This window comes from Pseudomonas benzenivorans (assembly GCF_033547155.1).
In the GTDB taxonomy this organism is placed as follows: domain Bacteria; phylum Pseudomonadota; class Gammaproteobacteria; order Pseudomonadales; family Pseudomonadaceae; genus Aquipseudomonas; species Aquipseudomonas benzenivorans_B.
Window position 1 is genome coordinate 1142003 of the sequence record NZ_CP137892.1, and the last position, 12622, is coordinate 1154624.

Annotated in this window: 9 protein-coding genes; 5 read left to right on the forward strand and 4 right to left on the reverse strand. The window is 63.5% G+C overall.

Features of this window, described 5'->3' with window-relative positions:
• The first annotated feature begins 47 nt into the window (after nucleotides 1-47).
• Nucleotides 48-878, forward strand: coding sequence for a substrate-binding periplasmic protein (locus SBP02_RS05305; RefSeq protein ID WP_318645355.1), 831 nt, complete (start codon nucleotides 48-50; stop codon nucleotides 876-878).
• A 98-nt stretch (nucleotides 879-976) separates the two neighbouring features.
• Here SBP02_RS05305 and SBP02_RS05310 read toward each other — a convergent pair whose 3' ends face one another.
• From SBP02_RS05310 to SBP02_RS05320, 3 genes are all read right to left on the reverse strand, one after another.
• Complete coding sequence (locus tag SBP02_RS05310; protein ID WP_318645356.1) at nucleotides 977-3109, reverse strand: TonB-dependent siderophore receptor; 2133 nt, start codon at nucleotides 3107-3109, stop codon at nucleotides 977-979.
• Nucleotides 3110-3624: 515 nt separating this feature from the next.
• Nucleotides 3625-5583 carry an acetate--CoA ligase gene (gene acs / locus SBP02_RS05315; protein ID WP_318645357.1) on the reverse strand — a complete coding sequence of 653 codons (1959 nt, stop codon included), beginning with the start codon at nucleotides 5581-5583 and terminating at the stop codon, nucleotides 3625-3627.
• A 500-nt stretch (nucleotides 5584-6083) separates the two neighbouring features.
• Nucleotides 6084-7010 (reverse strand): 2-hydroxyacid dehydrogenase, encoded by a 927-nt coding sequence (locus SBP02_RS05320; protein ID WP_318645358.1) that lies wholly within the window; start codon nucleotides 7008-7010, stop codon nucleotides 6084-6086.
• A gap of 272 nt (nucleotides 7011-7282) precedes the next feature.
• Here SBP02_RS05320 and gabT point away from each other — a divergent pair, with 272 nt between their 5' ends.
• The 3 genes from gabT (at nucleotide 7283) to SBP02_RS05335 (ending at nucleotide 9865) form a co-directional block, all read left to right on the forward strand.
• Nucleotides 7283-8578, forward strand: a complete 1296-nt coding sequence (gene gabT, locus SBP02_RS05325) for a 4-aminobutyrate--2-oxoglutarate transaminase (RefSeq protein WP_318645359.1) — start codon at nucleotides 7283-7285, stop codon at nucleotides 8576-8578.
• Nucleotides 8579-8674: 96 nt separating this feature from the next.
• Nucleotides 8675-9331: an HAD family hydrolase gene (locus tag SBP02_RS05330; protein WP_318645360.1), complete on the forward strand. Its 657-nt coding sequence runs from the start codon at nucleotides 8675-8677 to the stop codon at nucleotides 9329-9331.
• A 42-nt stretch (nucleotides 9332-9373) separates the two neighbouring features.
• A complete protein-coding gene (locus SBP02_RS05335) occupies nucleotides 9374-9865 on the forward strand; it encodes an Lrp/AsnC family transcriptional regulator (protein ID WP_318645361.1) in 492 nt (163 codons plus the stop codon).
• A 15-nt stretch (nucleotides 9866-9880) separates the two neighbouring features.
• Here SBP02_RS05335 and SBP02_RS05340 read toward each other — a convergent pair whose 3' ends face one another.
• Entirely contained in the window at nucleotides 9881-10702 is an 822-nt protein-coding gene (locus SBP02_RS05340) for a substrate-binding periplasmic protein (RefSeq protein ID WP_318645362.1), read from the reverse strand.
• A 717-nt stretch (nucleotides 10703-11419) separates the two neighbouring features.
• Here SBP02_RS05340 and SBP02_RS05345 point away from each other — a divergent pair.
• Nucleotides 11420-12622 carry a tyrosine-type recombinase/integrase gene (locus SBP02_RS05345; RefSeq protein WP_318645363.1) on the forward strand — a complete coding sequence of 401 codons (1203 nt, stop codon included), beginning with the start codon at nucleotides 11420-11422 and terminating at the stop codon, nucleotides 12620-12622.

A 12622-nucleotide genomic window follows, 5' to 3' on the forward strand; every position in this document is an offset into this window, starting at 1 on the left:
CGGTATCGAAACAGGGATCGTTCAGCCGGGCCATCTGAGGGCTGGATATGGGTAGATTGCTGGTCATGTCGCTGGCTTGTGTCCTGCATGCCACGAGTTGGGCGCGCGCACCGGTAGATGTGGTGATCCTCTGCGATGCCGGCTACCCACCCTACAGCTATGCCGAGGAGGGCGAGGCCAAAGGGATCTACGCCGACATCCTGCGCGTGGCCTTCGCCCGCATGCCTGACTATCGCGTGCGCATTCGCCCCTTGCCCTGGACGCGGGCGCTGGCAGAGCTGGCCAAGGGCCGTGCCTTTGCCCTCTATCCGCCTTACAAGCGCACCAGCGAGCGGCCTTGGATGGATTACTCGCGGCCGATCTTGCGAGAGAAACTGGTCGTCTTCGTGCGTGCCGACGTGGCTCGTAAACTTAGCGACAAGCCATTTCCGCAAGCTTATGTCGGCTTGCGCATCGGTCAGAACAGCGGCTTCATCAATATCCTCGATCAGGACTACCAGCGCATGCTGGGGAGGGGCGAGTTGCACCAGGTCCGCGTCAAGGACAATCGCACCAGCCTGGCCATGCTCTATCGTGGGCGCCTGGACGCCTATATCAACGATCGGCGTGCCGTTCTCTGGGAGCTGGAGCGAATGCACAGCAATGGTGTGCTCGGGGAAATGGGCCTCACTTGGATAGTCGAAGGCCCCTGGCTTTCCGGTGAGGAGGGGCATCTCGGTTATAGCCGCAGCAGACCGCGGGCCTATCCCTACAAGGAAGACTTCAAGAAACACCTAGACGCCATCCTGGCCGACCTTGAGCGGGAGGGTGTCATCTATCGCATCGTGACTCGTTACGATGCGTCCTATCCGCTTCAGCTGAAGGCTGTCGGCATCTAGCTGCGTGAACCCAGCCGGTGAGCGCTGGGATTGCTCGTTCAGCCTGGCGTTCGCTGGGTGACGGCGCTTGGCCCTGCTCGAGCAAGCGCCCTGGCTAGTCAGAAGGTGTAGGCGATACCGAGCTGAGCGGTGCGCGGTGCGCCGGGGTAGGCGTAGTTGAGGAAGGCGCCTTCCTCGTACTCCTCGTCAAACAGGTTCTTCACGTCGAGGTTCAGACGGATCTGCGGGCTCAGCTGGTAGTGGCTCAGCAGGTCGACGACCGTATAGCCCTGCATCTCGAAGGCGTCCGGCAGGGTCTTGCCGGCGCGCTCGTCGACGTACTTCACGCCCAGGCCCAGGCCCAGGCCCTTGGCGGCGCCGTCCTGGAATTCGTAGAGGTTCAGCAGGCTGAGGCTGTTGCGCGGCACGTTGGCCAGGCGCGTGCCGTCGGGAACCGTGCTGTCCTTGGTCACTTCGGCATCGACGTAGGCGTAGCCGCCGATGACCTTCCACTCGGGGGTGAGGTTGCCGGCGATGTTCAGGTCGAAACCGCGACTGCGCGCCTCGCCCGTGGCGACCTTGAAGGTCGAGTCGAGCGGGTCGACGGTCAGGACGTTCTGCTTGACGATGTGATAGAGCGCCGCATCGACGCTCAGCCGCTGGTCGAGCGATTGCCACTTGACGCCCAGCTCGTAGGCCTTGCCTTGTTCCGGAGCGAAACCGCCGCCTTGGCGACTCGCGCCGTGATTGGGTTTGTAGGAGCGCGAGGCGTTGGCGTAGAGGTTCAGGCTGTCGGTCAGTTGATAGATCAGGCCGGCCCGCGGGGTGGTGGCGTGGTCCTCCGTGCTCCAGCCGGTCCTGCCTGGCAGGTGGTTGTGGAAGTCCTGCGCATAGTGCTCGAAGCGCACGCCGACCAGGGCCTTGAGGCGTGCGCTCAGGTCCACCTGGTCCTGCAGGAAAACCGCCTTGCTCTCGAGGGTCTCGCTGTCGTCGGCCGGCGTCCGCGTCAGGGCCGGGCGCGGCTGGTCGAGTTGCGGGTCGAAGATGTCGACCGCATAGGCGTCGGCTCCCCCGGCGGAGCGGCGAATGATCAGGTCGTAGTGGTAGTCCTCGTACTCGACGCCGGTGAGCAGCGTGTGCTCCAGGCCCAGGGCGTCGAAGCGACCGGTCAGGTTCAGCTGCACGTCCAGGTCGTCCCAGGCCAGCCTGCGTCCGTTGAAGTTGCGGCCCAGGGTGCGGCCGTCGGCCTGCAGGGCGTTGCCCTCTATGGCATTGCCTTGCAGGGTGCCTTCCAGGTATTGCACGCCGCCGGCCAGGGTCCAGTCGTTGTTCAGCCAATGCTCGAAGCGCAGCTGCAGCATCTCGTTGTCGTTGTGCAGCAGGTTGTCGCTACCCTTGCCCCAGAGGTTGGTTTCCCGCGAGGGCGTGCCGACCTGCCCGGGGAAGTGCGGCAGGCCACGATCCAGCGGGTGATTGTTGCGCAGCACCTCCGCTTCCAGGGTGACCCGCGTGGCATCGTTGAGCTGCCAGCTGAGTACCGGCGTCACGCCGTAGCGCTCGCTCTCGACATGCTCGCGGAAGCTCTCGCCGCCCTCGCCCAGTAGGTTCAGCCGGTAGGTCAGCTTGCCTTCTTCATCCAGGGCGCCGGTGGCGTCGAGGGTGCCGCGTTGCATGCCCTGGTCGTTGAGCTGGCTGCCGACCGATACCTGAGGCTCGGCCTGGGGCTGTTTGGAGACCACGTTGAAGGTACCGCCCGGATCGCTGCGCCCATAGAGGGTCGCGGCCGGGCCGCGCAGTACCTCGAGGCGCTCGATGTTGTAGGCGTCCGGGGCGTTCGGGTAGCCGCGGTTGATCGGAAAACCGTTGCGGTAGAACTCGCCGCTGTTGAAGCCGCGGATGGTGAAGCCGGTCAGGCCCTGGCCGCCGAAGTTGTTGGCGCGACCGACACCGCCGGCATAGTCGAGACCGTCCTGCAGGCGGGTCGCGCCGCTGTCCTCGAACACCGCTCGGGGAACGACGCTGACCGACTGCGGCGTCTCGTGCAGCGCGGTGTCGGTGCGCGTCGCGCTGGCCGAGCGGGTGGCCCGATAGCCCTTCACCGGGCCGTCGGCGCGTTCCACGTCGTCGACGAATGAGCTGATAATCATGGATTCAAGTTGCAAGGAGGGTGGCTGATCTTCGTATGGTTGTTCGGCCCATACGACCGGCGAGATCGTATGGAGCAGGCAAAGCCCGATAGGGGTAAGGCGCATTGCTGGCGGCGTCCTTCGACTGGGGGGGACAGAATTGTATCTTAATCATAATGATTCGTATTCGAATAATATGCTGGTTTCGACCGCTACCTGCTGTCGTTCTGCTTGTGAAAGCGATCTGGCGCTGCGGTTATGCGGCGGAGTTCGGCAGAATGTTTCCGCGAACGGGGGAGGGGAGTTCTAATATGCGTTTGGCATTGGCTCGATGCGCTGAGCTTGTCCGGTTCCTAGCAGGTGCTGCGGTGTGCCGCGAGCTGTCAGATCACTAGGTAGTCTTCATGCTGAAGCGCTTCTCGCTCCGCTGTGCCCCTTGCGGCACGCAGCCGTGCAGGCCGCTCATAGACCTGCTTGTAGTCGACCTGGCCGAGCATGGGTTCGCGGTGTCGATGGCGGAGGGTAGTATCCGCTAGTACGCGGAACATGCTTCTGACTGGCCCATACCGGCGATGTGCAGTTCTACAGGCCAGAAGACCCGCCCGGTAAGCTGCCGGGCGGAGCATTGATGAATCCCTAAACTAGTCCACAGCGCTCGTAGTTCTTCTAATCTCAACGAGATGCTGCACCACGCCCGGGTCGGCCAGGGTGGAGATATCGCCGAGGGCATCGTATTCGGCGGTGGCGATCTTGCGCAGGATGCGGCGCATGATCTTGCCCGAGCGGGTCTTCGGCAGCCCCGGCGCCCACTGGATCACGTCGGGCGAGGCGATCGGGCCGATCTCCTTGCGCACCCAGTTCTTCAGCTCCAGGCGCAGCTGCTCGCTCGGCTCCTCGCCCTGATTCAGGGTGACGTAGACATAGATGCCTTGCCCCTTGATGTCATGCGGCACACCGACTACCGCGGCTTCGGCGACCTTGGCGTGCGCGACCAGGGCGCTCTCGATCTCGGCGGTGCCCATGCGGTGCCCGGAGACATTGAGCACGTCGTCGACGCGGCCGGTGATCCAGTAGTAACCGTCCTCGTCGCGGCGGGCGCCGTCACCGGTGCAGTACATGCCCTTGAAAGTCTTGAAGTAGGTGTCGACGAAGCGCCCGTGGTCGCCGTACAGGGTGCGCGCTTGGCCCGGCCAGGAGTCGAGGATCACCAGGTTGCCCTCGGCGGCGCCCTCGATCAGCCGGCCCTCGTTGTCCACCAGGGCCGGCTGCACACCGAAGAACGGCCGGGTCGCCGAGCCGGGCTTGAGCGCTGTAGCCCCTGGCAGCGGACTGATCAGGATGCCGCCGGTCTCGGTCTGCCACCAGGTGTCGACGATCGGACAACGGCCCTGGCCGATGGTGCCGTGGTACCAGTTCCAGGCTTCCGGATTGATCGGCTCGCCCACCGAGCCGAGCAGGCGCAGGCTGGAGCCGTCGGCACCCTGCACCGCCGCATCGCCCTGGGCCATCATGGCGCGGATCGCGGTCGGCGCGGTGTAGAGGATATTCACCCGGTGCTTGTCGATGACCTGCGACATGCGGGTGATGTCCGGGTAGTTCGGCACGCCCTCGAACAGCAGGGTGGTCGCGCCATTGGCCAGCGGGCCGTAGACGATGTAACTGTGGCCGGTGACCCAGCCGACGTCGGCGGTGCACCAGTAGATATCGCCAGGCCTGTAGTCGAACACCCGCTCGTGGGTCAGCGCGGCGTACAGCAGGTAGCCGCCTGTGGTGTGCTGCACGCCCTTGGGCTTGCCGGTGGAGCCGGAGGTGTAGAGGATGAACAACGGGTCCTCGGCGCCCATTTCCTCAGCCGCGCAGTCACTGCCGGCGGCCTCGACCAGCTCCTCGTACCAGAGGTCGCGCCCGGGGTTCCAGGCGATCTCGCCACCGGTGCGCCGGCAGACGATGACCCTCTCCACGCTGGCGGTTTCCGCGTCGCCCAGGGCCGCATCGACGTTGGCCTTGAGTGGCGTGTGCTTGCCGCCGCGCACGCCCTCGTCGGCGGTGACCACCACCTTCGAGCCGCAATCGCCGATGCGCCCGGCCAGGGCCTCGGGCGAAAAACCGCCGAAGACCACCGAATGGATGGCGCCGATACGGGTGCAGGCGAGCATGGCCACCACCGCCTCGGGAATCATCGGCATATAGAGAGTCACCACATCGCCACGCTGCACGCCCTGGCCACGCAGGGCGTTGGCGAAGCGGCACACCTGCTCGTGCAGCTGGCGGTAGGTGATGTTCTTGTGCTCGGCAGGATCGTCGCCTTCCCAGATGATCGCCACCTGTTCGCCGCGCTCGGCCAGATGCCGGTCCAGGCAGTTGTGCGCCACGTTCAGGGTGCCGTCGGCAAACCACTCGATGTCGACGTTGTGCTCGTCGAAGGAGGTCTGCTTGACCTGGGTGAACGGCTTGATCCAGTCGAGCCGCTGGGCCTGTTCGCGCCAGAATCCGTCAGGGTCGGCCACCGACTGCCGGTACATGGCTTGGTAGGTGGCCTCGTCAGTCAACGAGCGGGCCGCCACCTCGGGGCGCACGGGATACAGGGACGCTGCACTCATCGTTCTTACCTCAATGGAAAGTTCGCACTTGCAAGAGCACGAAGTTGTTGTCGTTCGTGGGGGACTGCCGGAGTTCCCTCTCGATCTTCCGGGCGTCCAGAGCATCGATGGAGAACAGGCTCACCGGCCCCGGCTCGTCGGTAGCCAGTGGTCTAACTTATCGATCTGCAGCGGCGGCAGACTTACGGTCGCATTGTTCAAATTAAGCAGGGGCTGTTGCTTCGGGTAAGCCGCGCGCACCTGACTCCAAAGCCCTTCTCCGTCGACAGGCCTGTTCGCCACCGGCAGCTCTTTCATTGCGGTGCCTCTCCTCTGCTCGACTTCTTGCGGTGGCTTTGGTTTTCGCTGCGCCTGTATGCCGCGCCCTACGCTCTCCGGCGGCGCATCCAGTATCGGCCACTGGGACAGAACTAAATGCTGCTCTTAGTGCAGAGTCAGTCATGTGCACAGGTCGTTTAATCGGGGAGCGGCATTAACTCCTGTTTCGATTGCTTGGCCGACTAGTAGCCCTGCTGTCGATCGATCTGCCCGAGCATGGGCTCACCGCGTTGATGGCGGCGGATATTGTCCAGCAGCACGGCGAAGGCGCTTTCCGGCTGGGTCATCGCGGCGATATGCGGGGTGAGCATAATCTGCGGGTGTTGCCAGAACGGATGGTCCGGCGCGGCAGGCTCCTGCTGCAGCACGTCGAGCACCGCGGCGCTGAGCTGGCCACTGGCCAGGGCATCGAGCAGGTCCTGCTCCACCAGGTGGCCGCCGCGCCCCATGTTGACGAGGGCAGCGCCTCGGGGCAGGTGGCGGAACAGCTCGCGGTCGAGAATCCCCTGGGTCTGCTCGGTCAGCGGCAGGACGCAGAGCAGGATGTCGCACTGACCGAGGAAGGCCGGCAGTTGCTCGAGGCCGGCGAAGCAATCGACATCGGGAATGAGGTGCCGGCTGCGCGCCCAACCGGATAGGGCGAAGCCATAGGGTTGCAGCGTGGCGAGTATCTGCCGGGCCTGCAGGCCAAGGCCCATGATCCCGACCCGGCGCTGATGCGCCGGCAGCAGCGGGTGCGCCTGCCAGCGTCTTTCGGCCTGTTGCTGGCGGTAGCGCAGCATGTCCCGGTGCAGGCCGAGCACGGCGAAACTGGCGTACTCGCACATGCCCCGGGTGATGCCGGGATCGAGCAGGCGCACCACCGGCAAGGCCTCCGGCAGGCGGCCCAGGTCGAGCTGGTCTACGCCGGCCGACAGGGCGAACAGCACCTGCAGGTTCGGTAGCAGCTCCAGGAGATTATCCGGTGCCTGCCAGGCCGCCAGGTAGCGGATCTCGCGCGGGTCGCCGATATCCGGCCAGGCGCGCCAGGGGATATCCGGTGCCTGTTCGGCGAACAGCGCGCGCCAGCGTTCGCCGCGCACCGGGTCAGCTTTGTAGAGCAGGGCCATGAACATTGTTCTCCTATAGGCGAAGGCCTTCAGTGTGCCGCAGCGCCGGAGCAGCAAATGTCGAAATGGCCGCGCAGACCGCAGCACGCCGGCTTCTCTGGCGGCCGATCCGGCAGATTCCATGCCGTGGCCGATTCTGCCGTTTGCCGGGAGCAAAACAGTCGATCCGTATCTCTCGGCGGCCAAGTTCGGCTTAGAACTTCGCCGCGATTGCTTAACCTGATCCGCATCGCAGCCGCCTCCCGGTTGCTCGGCTCACTATGGGAGATGCCATGAACAGCAAATGCGAAGAAACCCCTTATCTGCTCCAGCAGCGTGATCAGTTCGTGCCGCGTGGCCTGGTCACCGCCCATCCGCTGGTGATCGATCGAGCCCAGGGCGCCGAGGTGTGGGATGTCGAGGGCAAGCGCTACCTCGACTTCGTCGGTGGTATCGGCGTGATGAACATCGGCCACAACCATCCGCAGGTGGTCGCCGCGGTCCAGGCGCAGCTGCAGAAGGTCACCCATGCCTGCTTCCAGGTGGTGGCCTACCAGCCCTATCTCGACCTGGTGAAGCGCCTGTGCGAACTGGTCGGCGGCTCCAGCGGCATCGCGCACAAGGCGGCGCTGTTCACCTCCGGCGCGGAGGCGGTGGAGAATGCGGTGAAGATCGCTCGCGCCCATACCAAGCGTCCCGCGGTGATCTCCTTCCGCGGCGGTTTCCACGGTCGCACCCTGCTCGGCACCACCCTGACCGGCATGAGCCAGCCCTACAAGCAGAATTTCGGCATGGCGCCCGAGGTGTTCCATACCCCCTATCCGAATGCCTACCGCGGCGTCACCAGCGAGATGGCCCTGCAGGCCCTGGACGAGCTGTTCGCCACCCAGGTTGCGCCGGAGCGCGTCGCCGCGATCATCATCGAGCCGGTACAGGGCGATGGCGGCTTCCTCACTGCTCCGGTGGAGTTCCTCCAGGCGCTGCGCGAACTGACCACGAAGCACGGCATTGTGCTGATTACCGATGAAGTGCAAACCGGCTTCGGCCGCACCGGCACCTGGTTCGGCTTCCAGCATGCCGGTATCCAGCCCGACCTGGTCACCGTGGCCAAGAGCCTGGCCGCCGGCATGCCGATCTCCGGCGTGGTCGGCCGTGCGGAAATCATGGACGCGCCGGCCCCCGGCGGTCTCGGCGGCACCTACGGCGGCAACGCCCTGGCCTGCGCCGCGGCCCTGGCGGTGATCGACACCTACGAGCGTGAGCAGCTGCTGCCGCGCGGCGACCAGCTGGGCGAGCGCCTGCGCCAGGGCCTGCTGCGCCTGCAGGCGCGCTATCCGCAGATTGGCGAGGTGCGCGGCACCGGCCTCATGCTGGCGATCGAACTGGTCAAGGACGACGCGGCCAACAGCCCAGATCCCGAGCTCAACCAGAAGCTCATCGATGAGGCCCGCAATGGTGGCCTGTTGGTGATCAAGTGCGGGGTGCACCGTAACGTGCTGCGCTTCCTGGCGCCTCTGGTCACCGAGGAGTCGCAGATCGACGAAGCGCTGGACATACTCGAAGGGGCTCTGTCGCGCGTTCTGGGCTGAAGCCAGGTCCCGGTCGGCGCGGTGATACACCGCGCCGACCGGGCGTCCTGCGCGAGCAGCCATGTGTCAAATGCTTTAGGGGGAGGCTTTTAGACAATGGAGCTGACTGACTACCGTGCGTTGCTGATCGATTGCGATGCAGCCCTGTTCGATCGGGATTCTGGCATCTGGACGGCACTGCAACCATTGCTCGAGGGGCATCCAGATGTACCGGGTAGGGAGGAGGTGCTGGCCGAATATGATCGGGTGGTACGCGCGCTCTATCCACGCTTCTCCGAACTCGGCTTTAGCGGCCTGTTGTGTTTCGCGCATCGCCAGTTGGCGGAGCGTCTCGGGCTCAAGGCCAATTGGGAAGAGGGCATGAGCTTCGCTCGTGCGGTCTGCGACTGGCCGCTGTACGAGGACGCGCCCGGCGCGATGCTGTACCTGCGTAAGTTTTACCGGCTGCTGGTTTACGGGGACCGTGATAGCGCAGATCGCGAGGGACTCTGTGAGCGTCTGGGGATCCTGTCCGAAGACTTTCTGTCGCCGACCAGCAAGCCGTTGGAGGATCGCGCCTGGTTGTTGACCAACGACCTCGACCCCAAGGATATTCTGCTGGTTTGCGGCTTGTCCGCCGAAGTGCCTGTGGCAGGCGGCTTGTGCCTGATCCAGCGTGGTGGCACCGAACTTGATCCGTCGAGCCCAGCGGACTTTCATATCAACAGTATGGCTGACCTCGTGGCGCAGCATCAGCGGTCTCTAAGGCGCTGATACTGAAAATAATGATTGCATAGAATACTGGCGAGGTGTGCGATGGAAGGTTTAGTCAAGCTTGACCGAATTGATATCAACATCTTGGTTGAGCTGCAGAAAGACGGTCGCATCACCAACGTCAGTCTGGCCGATGCCGTGGGCCTGTCGGCCAGCCCCTGCCTGCAACGGGTCAAGCGGCTCGAGGCGGCAGGGTATATCTCCGGTTACAGCGCCCATCTCAACCTGGCCAAGATTACCGAATCGGTGACGGTATTCACCGAGATCACCCTCAGCGACCACAAGCGCGAGGACTTCGCCAAGTTCGAGTCCAATATTCGCTTGGTCGATGAGGTGCTCGAATGCCATTTGATCAGTGGTGGTTACGATTACTTGGCGCGTTTCATGACTCGCAGCATCCAGCACTATCAGGAAGTGATGGAGGGACTGCTGGACAAGAACATCGGCATATCCAAGTACTTCAGCTACATCGTCATCAAGTCGCCGGTGCTCAAGGACGGCGTGCCGCTGCGCAAGCTGCTGAGCCACCCCTGATTGGTTCGGGCCGCGTCAGTCCGTGTAGTGTCGGACAATCTTCTCGATCTCCCCCGAGTCGCGTAGCGCCTCGAGCGCCTTGTCCAGCTGCGCGGCGAAATCCTCCTTGAACGGAAAGCGTCCCCGGTCGCGGCCGGTGTAGCCGACGTGCGCGGTGTCACGGTTGACGACCGGCCCTTCGGCGATGCGCTCATCCCTTTTCTCGTCATAGCGGCCGCTGCGTCTGAGATCGGCCAGCACGCCGAGCGTGGAGATGCGATCGAAGGCGAAGCAGTCGATCCGTCCACGCATCATCTTCTGCAGGTTTGAGCGGGTCCCCGGCGCTTCCTCCATCAGGATCTGCTTGCGCTCCACTGCCTGCCAGTACGCCGCGCCTGGTGCAAGCGAGCCGAAGTTGATGCCGAAACGCAGCCCATAAAAGTCGTCTGGCCAGCGCTGCCGTGGGCGTTCGGCGAGCACCGATTGCCTGCAGAACACGGCGACCTGCTCCTCCAGCAGTGGTACCGAATAGCGGTCGATGAATGGCCGCTCATGCGGGCGGACGTAGGGTGGAACCAACGCCAGTGCCTCCCCAGCCTCGACTTCGGCCAGCGCGCGACGCCAGAGCAGGGGCTGCAGTTTCAGGCGATAGCCGCGCAGCCGCGGTTCCGCGGCGCGGAGGATATCCGGGTAGATGCCGGCGGCCGAGCCGTCGGCCGCCCGGTAGGCGTAGGGTGGATAGTTCTCGTCGACTAACAGGGTCACCAGCGTCTCGGCCGAGGCGGTAAAGCACGCCGCACCGAGGAACGCCGCGAGCCCCCAGGGGGAGGTCAACCAACGACGCAGGTAATCAAGCATCGCAAACCCTCCGACACGCCGCGAACCGTGCCTAGTTAGCGGAAGGCGCAGCAGTGTATGGCACGGAGCGGCCCGCGCGGCTGTTGGCGCCCGGTATCCCGCCTTCAGCCCGGGGTGGCGTCGCGCCTCGAGGGCCCTGCCGAGCCGCTCAGAAAGTGTAGGTGATGCCCGCCTGCAAGGGCGCACGCGGCGCGCCGGGGTAGGCGTAATTGAGGAGTGCCCCGGACTCTTCAGTCCGATAGTGCCTTTGAGGCGACTGTCCGCCATGATGAGGAGGCCGGTCATAGGAAAAACAGAGTGTGGTTTTCTTTGGCCAAGCCTGTCTCAATTTTTTGCTCGGTGTTCGAGTTCCTGCTACCACTCGTTGTGGGGGTAGTTTCCGTCTGTGCGGTTGTCACTATGGCTTGTGCCGCTGGTTAGCGCTGTCGATTTCGATACTTCTTCGACACCACCAAACCCTGGAAACGAAAAAGCCCTGTAAGAACAGGGCTTTATCTTTTTGAGTCTGGAGCGGGCGAAGGGAATCGAACCCTCGTCATGAGCTTGGGAAGCTCATATTTGCTCAATCTCGGGGTGCGCATAACAGTACACAAATTGCTATGAAGGCCAGTAAAATAGGGGCTTTCAGAGGGGTTGCAAAGTCCGTGGTTGTCTCGAGGGATTCCACCCTGATTCGGACTAACGGCCCCCAGAAACGGCCCCCAGGATGGAACGCCAATGCTGACCGAAAAGCAGATACGCGCACTCAAGCCCGCCGAGAAGGAATTCACCGTCAGCGACGGGCGTAGCGCGAGAGGAGAAGGAGTGCTGATGCTGCGGGTGCGTCCGAACGGCACCAAGGAGTTTTACTTCCAGCGGCGCCAGGCCGACAGGAAGATCAAGACCAAGCTCGGCACCTGGCCCTCACTCAGCTTGACCGAGGCTAGGGACAGGTGCCGAGAGGAAAAGGAGGTACGGCTCTCCGTCGGTACCTTCGGCGATCTCATCGATGCCTATGCGGCCAAGCTCAAGGTCGAGGGCGCTGCCAGCGCCAAGCACGTCGAGTGGTCATTCAAGCACTACGTCAGCGAACCTTTCCCCAATCTAGTGACGCGCCCCGCTGTGATGATCGGACCGGCCGAGATCCGCGACATCCTGGCGAAGATGATCGCCAACGGCGTGACCACCCAAACCAACCGCCTACGTTCGCGCCTGCATGCCGCATTTCAGTTCGCCATGCGCCAGGAATACAACCCGCGTAGCTATCTGAAGGACGACGTGCGTTTCGGGTTGCACAGTAACCCGGTGGCCAGCATCCCGGTGCAAGCCGACTGGGAACAGCCGGGCGATCGTGCGCTGTCGGTCAAAGAGCTGGCGACATTGTGGAACCTGCTGCCCGAACACCTCTCCATTACCACGGCCGAGCTGCTGAAGTTTCTGATCGCCGCTGGCGGTCAGCGGCCGGAGCAGTTGCTGCAGTCCGAGCGCACGCTATATCAGGCTGACCATTTCACTATTCGTAGCAAGAAGGGAGTCGAGGGGGAGCGCACTCTGCACGTGGTGCCGCTGAACAAGCTGATGAAAGAGAGCCTCAAGGTCATGGATGCGATCAGTGAGACAAGTGCCTATCCGTTCCAGGGCAAGGTTGAGGGGCAGCCGCTCAATGTGCAGTCGCTGTCGCGCGCGGTGACCAAACTCTACGGCCGACACACCGATAAGTTCGACGCACCGTTCACCCTTCGCGATCTGCGTCGCACCTGCAAGACGCTGATGGGGTTGGCTGGACTGGATAAGCAATTGCGGGACCGAATCCAGGGGCATGCATTCAATGACGTGTCTGCTAAGCACTATGACCGTTACGACTACTTCAAGGAGAAGAAGCGCGGTTTGGATCGATGGGCCAGCTGGCTGGAAAAGAACGTGATCGGCCCGAAAAGCTGA